Annotated in this window: 9 protein-coding genes; 5 read left to right on the top strand and 4 right to left on the bottom strand. The window is 50.7% G+C overall.

The window, feature by feature from the left end; all coding sequences use genetic code 11:
- Window positions 1-198: 198 nt before the first annotated feature.
- From ABNH10_RS01040 to gmk, 3 genes are all read right to left on the bottom strand, one after another.
- A complete protein-coding gene (locus ABNH10_RS01040) occupies window positions 199-2,310 on the bottom strand; it encodes a RelA/SpoT family protein (protein WP_349384355.1) in 2,112 nt (703 codons plus the stop codon).
- A 254-nt stretch (window positions 2,311-2,564) separates the two neighbouring features.
- Window positions 2,565-2,828 carry a DNA-directed RNA polymerase subunit omega gene (gene rpoZ, locus ABNH10_RS01035; RefSeq protein ID WP_007149241.1) on the bottom strand — a complete coding sequence of 88 codons (264 nt, stop codon included), beginning with the start codon at window positions 2,826-2,828 and terminating at the stop codon, window positions 2,565-2,567.
- Window positions 2,829-2,966: 138 nt separating this feature from the next.
- Window positions 2,967-3,590 carry a guanylate kinase gene (gene gmk, locus ABNH10_RS01030; RefSeq protein ID WP_349384354.1) on the bottom strand — a complete coding sequence of 208 codons (624 nt, stop codon included), beginning with the start codon at window positions 3,588-3,590 and terminating at the stop codon, window positions 2,967-2,969.
- A 101-nt stretch (window positions 3,591-3,691) separates the two neighbouring features.
- Here gmk and doeB point away from each other — a divergent pair, with 101 nt between their 5' ends.
- Both doeB and ilvD read left to right on the top strand, forming a co-directional pair.
- The gene (doeB, locus tag ABNH10_RS01025; RefSeq protein WP_349384353.1) at window positions 3,692-4,681 is read left to right on the top strand and encodes a N(2)-acetyl-L-2,4-diaminobutanoate deacetylase DoeB; all 990 of its coding nucleotides are present in this window, start codon (window positions 3,692-3,694) and stop codon (window positions 4,679-4,681) included.
- An 18-nt stretch (window positions 4,682-4,699) separates the two neighbouring features.
- The gene (gene ilvD / locus ABNH10_RS01020; protein WP_349384352.1) at window positions 4,700-6,385 is read left to right on the top strand and encodes a dihydroxy-acid dehydratase; all 1,686 of its coding nucleotides are present in this window, start codon (window positions 4,700-4,702) and stop codon (window positions 6,383-6,385) included.
- Between the two features lie 1,010 nt (window positions 6,386-7,395).
- Here the strand turns inward: ilvD and ABNH10_RS01015 are convergent.
- The gene (locus ABNH10_RS01015) at window positions 7,396-7,911 is read right to left on the bottom strand and encodes a hypothetical protein (RefSeq protein WP_349384351.1); all 516 of its coding nucleotides are present in this window, start codon (window positions 7,909-7,911) and stop codon (window positions 7,396-7,398) included.
- A 451-nt stretch (window positions 7,912-8,362) separates the two neighbouring features.
- Between ABNH10_RS01015 and ABNH10_RS01010 the strand changes: the two genes are divergently transcribed.
- The 3 genes from ABNH10_RS01010 to ABNH10_RS01000 all read left to right on the top strand — a co-directional run bounded on the left by ABNH10_RS01010 (window position 8,363) and on the right by ABNH10_RS01000 (window position 14,166).
- Complete coding sequence (locus ABNH10_RS01010) at window positions 8,363-10,840, top strand: DUF4062 domain-containing protein (protein ID WP_349384350.1); 2,478 nt, start codon at window positions 8,363-8,365, stop codon at window positions 10,838-10,840.
- Window positions 10,841-10,975: 135 nt separating this feature from the next.
- Entirely contained in the window at window positions 10,976-13,684 is a 2,709-nt protein-coding gene (locus ABNH10_RS01005) for a hypothetical protein (RefSeq protein WP_349384349.1), read from the top strand.
- A 53-nt stretch (window positions 13,685-13,737) separates the two neighbouring features.
- Window positions 13,738-14,166 (top strand): PGDYG domain-containing protein, encoded by a 429-nt coding sequence (locus ABNH10_RS01000; protein WP_349384348.1) that lies wholly within the window; start codon window positions 13,738-13,740, stop codon window positions 14,164-14,166.
- Window positions 14,167-14,994 lie beyond the last annotated feature (828 nt).

Raw genomic sequence — 14,994 nt, 5'->3', positions numbered from 1 at the left:
CCGGTAGGCGGAAATAAGGAAGCGGCTATGCTTGCACGGGTTAACGCCTGCACGCAACACCGTCGAATTGTCATGTGTGAGCGTGGTTCCATTGCTTACAGGCGAGCTTCTGCATCAATCATGGCCATTGGTGGGCGTGGGTGGCAGTTAGCTTTGAACCATGAGTTTGCCACCCTCCAGAAGATATGTGCAGCGTTCTCAGAGCCGATGAATTCTGACGATGCTATCCAGGGTGCGCAGCTTCTTGATGATGCGTGCCAGGTGGATGCGGTCTTTTACCGTCATGGTTACATTGAGAATGGTGAGGGTAGGGTCTTTCTCGGCCATGTCGATGGTGTCGATATTGGAGCCCAGTTCCGACACGCTGTTGGCCAGGATGGCGAGCACGCCGCGCTTGTTAATTAGCTCGATACGCAGGGTGGCAGTGAATTCCTGTTCCACCTGTTTTTCCCAGCTCAACGCGATGCACTTTTCTGGCGCGTTGCGCATTTCCGCCAGTAGGTTCTTGCAGGTGTCACGGTGAACCACGATGCCGCGCCCGGCGCTAAGGTGGCCGATAATGGTGTCCCCGGGCAAGGGGCAGCAACACTTGGCGTAGCTGACCATCAGGCCTTCACTGCCGCGAATCGCCAGCGGGCGACGGTCGTCTTCGTGCTGGCGTTCGTCGTCGTCACGGGCACCGGCCAGCTTGCGAGCTACCAGTGGCGCCAAGCGGTTGCCCATGCCGATATCTTCCAGCAGGTCATCCAGTTCCAGATAGCCATTACCGGCCAATTCACTGACCACCCGTTCAATGGGTAAATCGTCCATGCCAATTTCGTAGGAATGCAGGGCTTTCTCCAATAGTCGCTCGCCCAGCTCCACCGCATCTTCGCGGCGTTGATTCTTGAGAAAGTGGCGAATGTTGGTGCGCGCCTTGCCAGTGACCACGAAGTTCAGCCAAGCCGGATTCGGCGTGGCGCTGGGGGCGGTGATGATTTTTACCGTTTGCCCGGATTCCAGCGGGGTAGACAGCGCGGCCAACTTGCCGTCGATACGCGCTGCCACGCACTTATTGCCCACCTTGGTGTGCACCGCGTAGGCAAAGTCCACGGCGGTGGCGCCACCGGGCAGCTCTTTGATATCCCCCTTGGGAGTGAACACATAGGCCTCGTCCGGGAACAGGTCCACCTTCACATTCTCGATGAACTCCATGGAGTTGCCGGTTTTTTGCTGCAGTTCGAGTAACCGCTGCATCCAGCTTTGAGTGCGGCTGTGGGTGGGGGAGCCAGGCTCGTCGTCGGACTTGTACAGCCAATGGGCGGCAATGCCGTTGTTGGCCATGGCTTCCATTTCTTCGGTGCGGATCTGCATTTCCAGTGGGATCCCGGAGCGGGCCTTCAACGTGGTGTGCAGGGACTGGTAGCCATTGGCTTTGGGAATGGCGATATAGTCTTTGAAGCGCCCGGGAATCGGGGTGAAGTAGTTGTGTGCGGCGCCGAGCACGCGGTAACAGGTGTCTACTCGGTCCACGATGATACGGAAACCAAACACGTCCATGATATCCGCGAACGGTTTGTGCTGCTCTTTCATCTTGGAGTAGATGCTGAACAGATGCTTCTCGCGGCCCAACACACGTGCCTCGATGCCTTCTTCTTCCAGGCAATGCTCCAGGCTGGTCTTAATGGTGGTGAGAATTTCCTTGCGGTTGCCTCGGGCCTTTTTAACGGCCTGGCCAATCAGCTTGGCACGCATAGGGTAGATGGCGTGGAAGGCCAGGTCTTCGTATTCCACGCGCATGTTATACATGCCCAACCGGAAGGCGATGGGAGCGTACAGCTCTAGGGTTTCGGTGGCGATACGGTGGCGCTTTTCCGCGCGCATTACATGCAAGGTGCGCATGTTGTGCAGGCGATCGGCCAGTTTGATAAGGATGACGCGGATATCCCGGGTCATGGCCAGCATCATCTTGCGCAGGTTTTCTGCCTGCTGCTCGGCCTTGGATTCGAACTTGATCTGCGCGATCTTGGAAACGCCATCGACCAGCTCGGCCACTTCCTCGCTGAACGCGTTGGCCAGCTGCTCCTTGCTGATGCCGGTATCTTCGATCACGTCATGCAACATGGCCGCCATAAGCGAGGCATGATCCATGTGCATGTCAGTAAGGATATTTGCTACCGCCAGCGGATGGGTGATGTAGGGGTCACCGGTACGGCGATACTGGCCTTCGTGAGCCTGCTCGGCAAAATGGTAAGCGCGTACGACCTGGGCGATTTGATCATCGTCCAAGTAACTACGTAATCGTTTTTCCAGATTATGGATGGTGGGCAAAAGGCCTCGTCACGCCATTGGCGAGCTACAGGTTCTAAGATGACTCTTAGCTTAGATTTGAGAGTAGGCTTTGTCTATGACAAGGCGGATAGCGACGAACTATTATTCGGCTGGGCAAAAACAATAAGGGGTGAGGTCGTGAAGAGTAACGGGGCGCACCGTGTACGGCCCACAAAAAAACGCAGAGGCTCTAGGCCTCTGCGTTTCTCAACCTGCTGCTGTGCACTATCGCAAGAAGACAGTGGCAGAGGGAATTACTCGCCAAAAGACTGGGTCAGCAGCGCTAGCTCGTCCACGTCGGCACTGCGGTCCGCGATGGGGTTATCCACGGATTCAGCGGTGACGTGGCCTTCTGCGATTTCGCGCAGGGCGACAACGGTGGGTTTGTCGTTTTCCCAAGCTACACGTGGTTCTTTACCGCCGCTCTGCAATTGATGGGCGCGCTTGCCGGCAACCAGCACCAGCTCAAAGCGGTTATCCAGTTTTTCCAGGCAATCTTCTACGGTAACTCGTGCCATGCTGCTCTCCTGACAAGCTGACGGGGGCGGGCTCGACATGAACCCGCGCCGTCTGATAATTCGCAAGGAGGCGATTTTACGGGCTGAGGGCAAGACAAGTCCAGTGCCGGCCGCCGAACGGCGGTGCCGTGGCGGCGATCAGCGCCGGGCGAGCAAGTTCTGCAGGGTGGCGGCTTGGCGGGCGGACTGCCGGGCTGTCACCAGCCGGCGAGCTTCGACAATGGCTTCCAGCTCGTAGAGGGCGCGCTGGAAGTCATCGTTGATCACCAGATAATCGAACTCTCCGTAGTGGCTCATTTCTTCTTGGGCGCCGTCCAGGCGTTGCTGAATAACCGTTTCGTCGTCGGTTTCCCGGCCGCGCAGGCGGCCAGCCAGTGTCTCCAGGGAGGGTGGCAGAATGAAGATGCTGACCGAATCCGGGAGCTGTTTGCGGATTTGGGTGGCGCCTTGCCAGTCAATCTCCAGAATGACATCGTCGCCGGTGCGCAGGGTCTGGGCTACCCAGTCAGCGCTGGTGCCGTAGAGATTACCGAACACTTGCGCATGTTCCAGAAAACGGCCCTGTTCAACCTGGCGCACAAAACTGTCGCGGTCGGTGAAGTGGTAGTTGACGCCGTCTTTTTCACCGGGGCGCATGGCCCGGGTGGTGTGCGAAATGGAAATGCGTACCCGGACAAGCTTGTCGACCAGTGCGGCCACCAGGCTGGTTTTGCCGGCGCCGGACGGGGCGGAAATGATGTACAGCGTGCCTTTGTCGGCCATATTAAGGAATGTCCTGTTCGCGATCCTGGTAAAGCGCGCATTATAGGCGTAAAGAACCGGGTGCGTCATATGCACTCTGATCCGGAGATAATGGACTCGCTATGCAGGACAGCGCGATCAGCGCCACGGTGGATTTCCATCAGGACGGCGTGCAACACGGTTTCCTCAAACTACCGTACTCCCATGACCAGTCGGCGTGGGGCAATGTGATGATCCCGATCACGGTGATTCGTAACGGCGAGGGCCCCACCGCGCTGCTCACCGGCGGCAACCACGGCGATGAATACGAAGGGATCACCGCCCTGCTCAAGCTGGCCAACCGGCTAGGCGCGGAGGAGATCAGTGGCCGAGTCATCATTGTGCCGATGATGAACCACCCGGCGGTGCTGAACGGCACACGCACCTCCCCACTGGATGGCGGTAACCTGAACCGGGCCTTCCCGGGTAACCCCGTGGGGAGCCTTACCGAAAAGATCGCCGATTACTTCACCCGCTATTTGGTGCCGCTGGCCGACGTGGTGCTGGATATGCATTCCGGTGGGCGGACTTTGGATCTATTGCCCTTCGCGGCCACCCATCGGCTGGCCGACGCGGCCTTTGGCGCCCGTTGCCTGGCCGGGGCCCAAGCTTTTGGCGCACCGTACACCCTGTTTATGGCGGAGCTGGAAGAGGCCGCCCTGTTCGACAGCGTGGTGGAAAGCCAGGGCCGGGTCTTCATCAGCACCGAGCTGCGCGGAGGCGGCACCACCACCCCGGACACCGTGGCATTGGCGGAGCAAGGCGTGGACAATGTGTTGCGTTTTGCCGGCATCCTGCCCGGTGATCCGCTGCCGGTGGCATCGCAGGCGTTGGAGATCCCCAGCGCAGACTATTACCGCGTCAGTGAGCATCGTGGCCTGCTGGAATTTGCGGTGGCACTGGGCGATTGGGTGCGGCAGGGTGATGTGCTTGCCCGCGTGCATTCCCTGGAACGTACCGGTGAGCCACCGGTGGACTATCGGGCGCCGTTTGCGGGCATGTTGATCGGCCGCCGCCACCCGTCACGGGTGGACGTGGGCGACACCTTTGCCGTGCTGGCGGTGAAGCGTTAACTGGAATCAGGAGAATATATGAGTGACTCAAAGGGCGATCCGCGTCGCCGCCATTCAGCGAAGGTCGTGGACGGCCCCGGTAAATCCGCCAGCCGGGCCATGCTGCGGGCGGTGGGGTTTACCGATGAGGATTTCCATAAACCCCAGGTGGGCATTGCTTCTACCTGGAGTCAGGTGACGCCGTGCAATAGCCATATCGGTGAGCTCGCCGAAAAAGCCTGCGCTGGAGCCGATGCAGCTGGCGGCAAAGGGGTAATCTTCAATACCATCACCATCTCCGATGGCATCGCCAATGGTACCGAAGGGATGAAATATTCGTTGGTCTCCCGCGAGGTGATTGCCGATTCCATTGAAACCGTTGCGGCTTGTGAAGGCTTTGACGGCCTGGTGGCTCTTGGTGGCTGCGATAAGAACATGCCCGGTTGCCTAATGGGCATGGCGCGGCTGAATCGCCCCAGCGTCTTCGTCTACGGCGGCACCATCATGCCCGGCAAGGGCCACACGGATATTGTTTCTGTGTTCGAAGCCATGGGTGCCCATTCCCGCGGCGACATGGACAAAATCGAACTCAAGCAGATAGAAGAAACTGCCATTCCCGGCCCCGGTGCTTGCGGCGGCATGTACACGGCCAACACTATGGCCTCGGCTATTGAAGCGCTGGGCATGAGCCTGCCGGGCAGCTCCGCACAGAATGCGGTGTCGGAAGAGAAGCGTGATGATTGCCTGCGCGCCGGCGAAGCAGTGTTGGCGCTACTGGAACAGGACATCAAGCCCTCGGACATCATGACCCGGGCGGCATTCGAGAACGCCATCACTGTGGTGATCGCCCTGGGCGGTTCCACTAATGCGGTGCTGCACCTGATCGCCATGGCGCGCACTGTGGCTGTGTCGTTGTCGCTGGACGACTTTACCGAGATCGGCAAGCGGGTGCCGGTGCTGGCGGACCTGCGCCCCAGTGGGCATTACATGATGAGTGAGTTGGTGGCCATCGGTGGCATTCAGCCGTTGATGAAGCTGCTATTGGAGGCGGGTTTGCTGCAGGGTGATTGCCTGACGGTCACCGGCCGTACCTTGGCTGAGAACCTGGCGGATGTCAGTCCTTATCCACTGGATCAGACGATCATCGCGCCACTGTCTGCGCCGCTGAAAGCAGAAAGTCACCTGCGCATCCTTTATGGCAATTTGGCGCCGGATGGCGCAGTGGCCAAGATCACCGGCAAGGAAGGCACCCACTTTTCCGGCCCGGCCCGGGTGTTCGGTTCGGAAGAAGAAGCGCAGCAGCGGATCAATGATGGCACTGTGGTGTCCGGGGACGTGGTGGTGATCCGCTATGAGGGCCCCCGCGGCGGCCCAGGCATGCGTGAAATGCTCACCCCCACCTCTGCCATCATGGGGCGCGGCCTGGGTGACGAGGTGGCGCTGATTACCGATGGTCGCTTTTCCGGCGGCAGCCATGGTTTCGTGGTAGGCCACGTGACCCCGGAAGCTTTCGATGGTGGGCCATTGGCATTATTGGAAAACGGTGACCAAATTACCATTGATGCCGAAGCCAATACCCTGGTCGTGGCGTTGTCTGATGCGGAGTTGGCACGCCGCCGTGCTAACTGGCAACAGCCAGCACCACGCTATACCCGTGGTGTGCTGGCCAAATACGCACGGCTGGTGGGTTCGGCCAGCGAAGGCGCGCTGACGGATCAAGATTGATCTGCTAGCGGGGCTCATACAATGTCTTATGCGGGCCGACCCAGGTATTTCCTGAGTCGGCATTTGCCGAAATAAAAGCGTAAGAGAAAAACACTATTCTATTAGACGATTCGTGTTCAGCGCTGTTACTCGGCCGGCTTTGTATTAAAAGCGAAAACTCGCGTCCAGTTTGTTCGCTGCCTTCTGATGCGCCTCCCGCCGTTCCTCAAAATACTCGTAGCGGGCATAAATCCCCTCAACCGCCCTTCAGCTTGTGATTCAAATACCGTTCCGCCACATGAATCGGCACACCTTCGCAGCCGTGAAGCTGCGGAAGGTGTGCCGCAGGTCGTGAATAGTGAAATGTTCCAAGTCGCCTATGTGGGAGCGGTTGCTGTTCAGGAGGCGGGGTGCTTCAGGCGCCGGGACAGGTCGGTCACGTACCAGTCCTGAAAGAGGGCTTTGACAGTGCGGACGGATGCCTTACTTGGTTAGCACAGCGGTTCCCCGGGCGACATCTGAGGGCATTATTGCCCCAGAGTGATTTCGTGGCGCTTGCCCTGGGCGCTGTAGCGCAGCATCCAGTAGGACGTGCGGACTTGTGTACACAGAAATACAGGCCGACACCATCAGTGTCCTTCTTGGGAGCCTGCTTTCTAGGGCCTTGGTCTGGGTGGCGGTGAGTTTGCTCATTTTGATCTTGTGGCGTTTGGATCTATAAAAACAGGCTGCCCACCACTTTTCCCACTGAACCGCCGACCTTGCGGCCATTTTGTTGGACAATGACCCGGATAGACTGTCAAGACGGACATTGAATGATCATAAGACCTCCATGAAATGGGGCTGGGAAGGTGAGCCCTTCCTGGCTTCATGGAGGTGATGTATGGCTGAAATTATTTGGAATTATGGAGGGCAGGAAGAGATGTGTGTGGAAAGCAGCGCGACTAATACCGGATGTGCTCGGAAAAGCGACGTGTTTATGTGTTCAGTAATGAATGACGTTAATCGAGTTCTACACATTTTCGTTGGGTTTAAAGCTTCTGCATTTCCTGCCAAGTGCGTACATGGACCAGGACGTCAGCATCCGCATGATGAATCCGCAACCCTTCTTTTTCGGCTTGCAACCGTATGCGGTCACGCACAGTCCGACGCCCGTCAGGTGACCAGCTCCTAGGAAGGATCTCATTCATCTCTCTGATGCAGGGCATTACGAGGTGTGTTCCTGACTCGACACTTACTTTGCTGAACAGAATATTAATCCAAGTATGATCGTAATCCGCTGCATCGGAGTAGACCGTCTCACCCCAAAGGTCGTCTTCAATGCGAAAGGCGATTTCATGAGGATCTGAACCAGCCTCCAGCAGGAGGTCGATGCTTAGACCGTGCAATTTAAATGCCTGCGGGCTCCATCGATTTTCTTCCCTTAACCAACTGTCAAAGGGGCGAATAAGATGAGAGACAATTTCGCCCTCTCTGCTTCCATATGCTATTTGAAGGGGGAAGCCGTCTAGGGAGGAGGCCTCTACATCAATAAATTTTGGATACATACTCTACAAGTTAGCACTTCTGACGTGAAAAAATAAACAATCACTCTGAGCCATCCCGGACTTCTGACGAAGTGTGCGTTGTAATTCGTTGCGAAAGAGGGGCTGGCCCTGAGCGAGCTAAGCTATGCGTTGCCACAGTGCCCAAAATCTGGCTTATTTGGGGTTTGATATAAAGCAAGACTTGTGTCGCTCTTACGCGCCTTGTCGATATGCGTCTAGGCTTGCCTTCGGCAGTTCTGGATTCCAAATCATGGTTTGAAAAAGAACGGGGCATTGAGCGAGCTATCGCCAGTAGATAAAGTTTGAGTGGTGGGGCTAGTTCCGGGCTTACCTATTGCTAGCGATTTATAGGACTGTCCTCGATGGGCAGCCGCCAGTATTCGGTTATGCGATTAATTAAATGCTATCTTGGCAATAGCATTTAATTCCGCATTAGGCGTGGAGTAAAAAGATGACTATCGAAAGTCGCCACATTAGAATTTTCATATCCTCAGTTTTTAGTGGAATGGACAGTGAGCGAGAATATTTTCGCACTCATATTTTTCCTAAAGCTCAAAATATCTGCAAGAAGTTCTCTGTCTCCATAACGTTTATAGATCTTCGATGGGGAATAACAAGCGATGAGCAGCGAGAGCAGAAGGTTCTACATAGGTGTTTGGAGGAAATTGACAGGAGCGCCCGCGCCCCATTATTTTTTATTGGTCTAATTGGCAACAGATACGGAACACCATTCGGTAAGAAAGAAATAGAAAGTTACCTAAAATCTCCAGACTCGAAATATGGCGATTGGCTTGAAGAAAAACTTTCAGAGCGACCTGTTGGGGTGACCGACTTAGAATTCCTCTATGCCGAGGATATTGCATCTAAGAATCCGGAATTTAAACCATTATATTACATACGATTTGATTCATATAAAGAGGGTAATGATAAGTGTCTTTTAGAGCAGGTGGATCGGATTCTTCGTTTGCCTGGGTATGTAGCAATCGATGGCTATAAAGAAGCAAGAGATGTAGGTTCTCATTTTTTGCATGAGCTTGAAGTCTTTCTGAATGAAAATTTTATAGCATCTTCAAAATTTAAGGATTATGACATAAGCCGAAATGCGGTATTCAATGAAGTTTTGGTTGAGGGTGTTAAGACGCAAGCGTATTTAGATTTATTGTCGGTTTTAGGGAAATCTAAAATGGCAACGTCGTGCCCGATATTTGTGCAGGGTGATGCTGGGAGCGGAAAAACTTTTTTGCTTACGCAGCTGAAAGATAATGTTGAGGATGATGAGTCCGGGAGTGCGATATTAGGGTTAGGTAATTTTGAAAACCCCATTGATCGAGTATTAAAAGACTTGGGTGTGGCTGTCGACCAAGAAAAAAGAAAACTTTCTTTAAAGGATAAGGTTTTAATCCTTAAAATGATTTTGGAAAGCTATGACGGCCACATTTCGATTTTTATAGATGCAGTGGATTCACGGAAAATGGAATTTGATCCATCAGTTCCGAATCATGACTCTATTTTGCGTCTTTTGGGTGGATTTCAGCTTCCGGAAGGTGTGGATATGACGGTAAGTTACCAGTCAAAATGCACCTTTAAGCCGGGCTTTACTCTGGATGGGCTTAGTAGTGATGACTTGGAGAGCTTCCGTAAATCTTATTGTGATCGATTTGGTAAAACCATACCCGAATCTGTTTCTGAAATTTTCTCAAATGTTTCATTGTTTAAAATTCCGATGGCCGCTTCTTTGGTTTTCTATCAGCTCGTTCATGCGAAATGTAATAAGGAAGTTGAGGATATTGCGGCGGAAATCAAAGATCAGTGTGTCAAGACAGGCAGTAATAATTACGGATGGGATGAATTAATTCGTGGAGTGATTGAGTCCATAGTTAAGGATTACCCGAATCTTTCCACGGTCGATCTTGGTGAGAGAGTTCCGGCACTTCTTAATGATTACATAGACACTGACGGAATAACAATGGTCGATCTGGCAGAAGAATTGGGTCTTCCAGAGCATGTGGTCCTTGAGGTGATAGAGAGGTTGAGGCCGTCTCTTTATATCATTAACGATCAGGTTCGTAGTCGTAAGGCGTCTTTTTCAGGTCTTAATGAAAATAAAATGGTTAATAGAATTAGATTGCTTAAAAAACACCACAAAAATAATGACGATGAGTTTCTCCCTTTGCTTGTTAAAAATATAGAAACATATTTCTTTTGGGTAATCGGTGGGCGATCAAAGGTAGAGGAATGGATTGAGGAATATAAAGAGGATTTTAAAGATGAAGTAAGGTTTTCGTATTTTTATAGGAGTAATTTCTTCGACTTTATGAAGTCTCTTTCCTATATTCGCTATGTTAATGCCGAAAATTATATCAATGTAGTTGATGGTTTTTGTTTTTCAGGCAAAGAAGAAGCGGTGATCCAAGAAGTTTCGAGAAATCCTTTTTTTATTATTGAGTTTCCACTTTTGGCACTAAGTTTTTTGAGCCGTTATGGTTACCAGGTGGGAAGTGGCACTAAAGATATATATGAATTTTCGTTAAGCTACCAAGAATTCCTCTGTGATCGAAGAGAGGGGTTGAAATTATCTGAATTCAATCTGGATTGCGAACTTGTAGCCGGTGCATCGGTTGATAGTTTTTTGAATTTTAAAGGGTTTGGAGAGTTGGTCTACGATACGGCTCTGTACAAGACCTCGATTTCAGAAGGGTTTTATCGGTTTAGCGATTTTGAGGAAAAAGTGGTGGCTCACATCGAGAATGATCCTCATGTTGGGTACTGTTACGGAAAGCTTATGGCAGCGCAAGACGACTATTTCGAGCGGGAGATACTGCGTAAACATAAGAGTTTATACGAAGAAGTGTTCGGCGAAAAAGCAAGAATTCGAAGTAGTGACATTTACATTCGAGGCCGGCTAAAAAATATCTTGAAAGCGCCATGAGTAGGGATTGCTGATTGGAGTTTTAAGCAGGTTTTTTCTGTAAAAGTAAAGGGTTTGAGCGAAATTGACGAAGGTGGCAGCGTTTTTTGCTCAGAGAAAATAGGTTTGTCATGATACCACTGGGAGGATAGCGCAATGCCATTTTCATTATTTTTAAATAAAAAAATTACCGAGTTTAGGCTGGTTATTCTTCATGTGACTCGAGGGTGGACCAGTACTGCTGTTTGGCTATCTATTGTGGTTATGCTAATCACAGCTACGTTCTTCGTATTGATAGACCTGCCAGAAATAAAAGAAGTTAGTCTGCTTACCCAGGTTTACCGAGCTTTAAGTATTGCTACGTTTGCAGATTGGAGCGTTAGCGAAAAGGGGGCACTGTCGAGATCTTTTGCTTTTGAAATATTAAGAATTGTGGTGCCGTTAATCGCACTTGGAGGTCTTCTTCTTGTGGCATTTCGCTCTTTCGGGTTCTGGGTGCAGTTCTGCCTTATGCCAAAGAAAAACCATACAGTCGTCTTTGGTCTGGGGCGAGCAGGCATGGCTCACGTTGAACATTGGAGGACCCTTTCCGGAAAATTCCGCCATGGTCCCTTGGTCGTAATTGAAAGGGATCCAGAGAATCCAAATATCCGAATGGTTCGCGCAATGGGCATTCCTGTTTTCGTATCTGCTGCAGGAAGCAACAAGCAAGAAGCATTCAAAAGGACAAAATGCCACAGCGCGTCACGTATCGTTAGCATGATGGACAAAGACTCAAAGGATATTGAGCTGACGCTTCATCTCCAGCAGTATTTAAGTCAGATAGGTTCAAACAAGAAACCCAAGCTTTTTGTACAAATAAACGAAGCGAAGTTAGCTGTGCGCCTTTCGGATTATCCCAGGGTTAGCCAAACAGATTTAATGGACATTCGTTTTGAGAGCCTCTACGCACGGTGCGCTGAGGATTTGCTGCTTAGATATCCCCCTGAGATATATGCAGATGTTTTTTCAGTTGATCGTCCACACATTGCTATTCACGGATTCAATCAGTTGGGGACTCAGATATTGGCTTATTGTGCCAGAATCTGTCATTTTCGAAATTATAAGTCCGTAAAGATAACGATACTTGATGATGATATTTATGGTGTGGAGCAAGCTTTGGAGAGAGATTATCCAGGGTTTTTCGTTAATGAAAAAAAATGTGAGCATGCCGCCTTGAGTATCGAGGCGGTTTTGGAGAGAAGCGATAATAGCTTTTTAAAGCACACAGACCCAATAACGCAACATGTTATTTGTGATCTAGATGAAGAGGTCGCGTTCAGGAACGCACTTGAGCTTCGTTCTTCTTCTTTGTGGCATAGGAAGGGGAACGCTGCCATTTTTGTGAATTCGGAAAGGAGCGATGGCTTAGCTGCTCTGCTTGACTCTAATACGGGGCAATCTGAAATACCGGATGGACTTTATCCATTTGGAATGGTTGATGAAATGTGTGATCCGGTTCATCTTGATAGTTTTGAGTTGGATAGAATCAGCAAGGGAATTCATGAGTTTGCTTATCGTGCAGTGCATAATACTAATATTAAGTGGTCTGACCTGAGTTCTGGTCAGCGTCGGAGCAACCGGTATGCTGCTCTGCATATCGACACGAAACTTCGAAGTATTAGATGGAGAAGGGTTGCCCAATCTGGGAAGAGCGCGTTTTCGAAAACATCCCATGAAAGGGTTATGTATTTCCCCCGACGAGCGGTTGGGCGGCAGTCAATTGAAAAGGGTTGCCAGCAGACAGAGGCAGTCCTCGCATGCCTTAGCGTCATGGAGCACAATCGTTGGGTCGGTTCGCATTTAGCTGAAGGTTGGACGCAAAGTAGTGGCAGGTTCGATTCTCTTAAAATTCATAATCGATTAAACTCATGGGATTGTCTGCCAATGAGTGAGAAAGAAAAAGACCGTACGCAGGTTAGGGTTCTGCCAGCGTTGCTTGAGGGTAGCAGCTCTGCAATGGATTCGGTTTTGCATGAGGTAAGGCCAGATTGGAAGGGGCTGGCGAATAGTGATCTGGATCAATCGTTGTTTTTAGGCGACAAGGCCGAATTTGGTTATGCTGCACCTGTGTTGAATATTGGCGTTATTTTTCCTTGGAATCCAGTGTTTGGAGACGGCGAAGATGACAGATGTGCAAATAATGAAAAGCTTTCGAAGGCTGCTGGTCAAGTCATAGACAGAATTGAAAATATTATTTTGCGCAATGACTGGAGCCCCGACGGAAGATTAGCCTTTACCTTGACGACCCCGCTAGTATCTGACGTAGAGCAGGCCTTTTTTTATTATCTAAATTTAGGGCTTGATGAGCGGTTTTCTTGCAGATCAAATGAAGAGCGTAGTGGCTCTTTCTATTCCGGATCACAAATAGAGGGGCTCATTGTGCTTCCGCTTCCTTACAACTTCATGACTGATATCGGTCTTTTTAAAAATGAACGTGATAGCAAGGAAGAGTCTGTTTGGGGTGTTGGCGGTGCTAGAGGTTTCCAGAACAACTCAGGAAAAACAAATGTTAGCTATGTGGAAATGCCTATAGGTAGATCAGGCTCAGAGTATGGTCGTAATGCTCAAGGTGAAGACGCCGTTGAAGAAATTAAAGAGCAATTTGAAGCGACCTGGAAGTGGATAGCTGAACGGAGCGATATACTTTGCATTATTACCAGCAATGAACCATCTAAAATTAACGCTGATCAATTAAAGAGCCATTTTTGTAGTGCCCTAAGAGCTAAAGCATATGAAGTTGATATGGCCATTCTTCCTAAGGCCGAATGCTTTTCGGATCAAGGTATTAAAACTCGAATTTGTGAAATCAATCTGTATAGGTGATTTTAAAGCTTGTTGATATTTACAGTTAGTGAATATAAGAATAGAGAGAGATAATGGAAGTATCAGTAGGGAATCTTGCTCTCGATCCGAAAAGCGTAAAAGCACAGAATAAGCCTGTAACAGTTAATGTCGAATTTGCTAGAAAATCAGGTGTGTCTGATACGCTTGAAGGTAAAGTGCATTTTCGCAGGGGGGACGCCCTTTTAACGGGAAGTAGGGGAGAGGTATGGCCCGTGAGGAGGGAAAGGTTTCTCGGCGCATACATCCCTGTTGGTGAAGTAATGAGTGGTAAAAATGGGAGCTACTTAAAGCTTCCAGCACAAGTTTTTGCGCTTCAGATTGAAAAGACCACATCAGTAAGTGTTGGCTCACAAGATGATGTATTAACCGGTCATCCCGGAGATTGGGTGGTCCAATATGGAGAGGGTGACTACGGTATTGTGCGCGCTAGTGTGTTCGATGAGACTTATGAGTTGCTCTAATAATCCTGTAGTTAAGGCTGATTTTGGCTTTCTATAAATAATGGAGAACCGATTAAATAATTTGCCTAAACAAGGGTTGAGGATGATGCATGGGTTCTTTGTTTCCGCTACCTTAGGTTTGGAAGTGTAGCCGCCGGATTGGGGCCTTGCTGTGGTTCGGGCCAGGGGCCCGAAGGTGACACTGATCGAGATACCCTACTACCACGGTATCAGCACACTGCGTGCGGCGGCTCAATTAATGGTGCTTGGGTGTAAGTTCTGATATATCCCCAATTGGCCTACAGGCACCCGCTCTCTAGGTATGGATTTAGTGTGTTTTTTAGATCACCCAATTAAAGTGGGCAAAATTAATACTAGTACGCTCATGCATTATGGGCGTGTCATAGCTTCTATAAGACTGGCCACACTCTGGTGAGCCACTTGTCGTTCATCAAAATAATCATACCGATCATAAATCCCCTCAACTCCCTTCAGCTTGTGATTCAAACACCGTTCCGCCACATGACTGGGCACACCTTCCGCACCCGCGAGGCTGCGGAAGGTGTGTCGCAGGTCGTGGATGGTGAAGTGTTCTGTCCACTCCCCCTAAACTGAGACAGACCTGATTAGAGTTTTCTGGGAATATCACATCTCAGGAGACGATAATGAAGAAATCACGCTTTACTGAAACCCAGATCGTATCGATCCTCAAAGAGGTTGATGGGGTTCTACCCCGTTACTGCGGACACTTCTAAAAAGAGGCACACTGTGCCCAAGGAGTGTTTATGAGCAAGCGAAAGAAGTACAGCCCCGAGTTCAAGCGTGAAGCGGTAGAGCAGACTCGTCACC

The organism is Alcanivorax sp. (assembly GCF_040119285.1).
Classification (GTDB): Bacteria; Pseudomonadota; Gammaproteobacteria; order Pseudomonadales; family Alcanivoracaceae; genus Alcanivorax.
Note: the sequence above shows the minus strand (reverse complement) of the source record. Positions and strands in the feature narration are given on the sequence as shown.

Coding starts and splice junctions, on each gene's coding strand:
- ABNH10_RS01015 (WP_349384351.1), bottom strand. CDS start 7,911: ATGTATCCAAAATTTATTGATGTAGAGGCCTCCTCCCTAGACGGCTTC.
- ABNH10_RS01000 (WP_349384348.1), top strand. CDS start 13,738: ATGGAAGTATCAGTAGGGAATCTTGCTCTCGATCCGAAAAGCGTAAAA.
- gmk (WP_349384354.1), bottom strand. CDS start 3,590: ATGGCCGACAAAGGCACGCTGTACATCATTTCCGCCCCGTCCGGCGCC.
- ilvD (WP_349384352.1), top strand. CDS start 4,700: ATGAGTGACTCAAAGGGCGATCCGCGTCGCCGCCATTCAGCGAAGGTC.
- ABNH10_RS01005 (WP_349384349.1), top strand. CDS start 10,976: ATGCCATTTTCATTATTTTTAAATAAAAAAATTACCGAGTTTAGGCTG.
- doeB (WP_349384353.1), top strand. CDS start 3,692: ATGCAGGACAGCGCGATCAGCGCCACGGTGGATTTCCATCAGGACGGC.
- rpoZ (WP_007149241.1), bottom strand. CDS start 2,828: ATGGCACGAGTTACCGTAGAAGATTGCCTGGAAAAACTGGATAACCGC.
- ABNH10_RS01010 (WP_349384350.1), top strand. CDS start 8,363: ATGACTATCGAAAGTCGCCACATTAGAATTTTCATATCCTCAGTTTTT.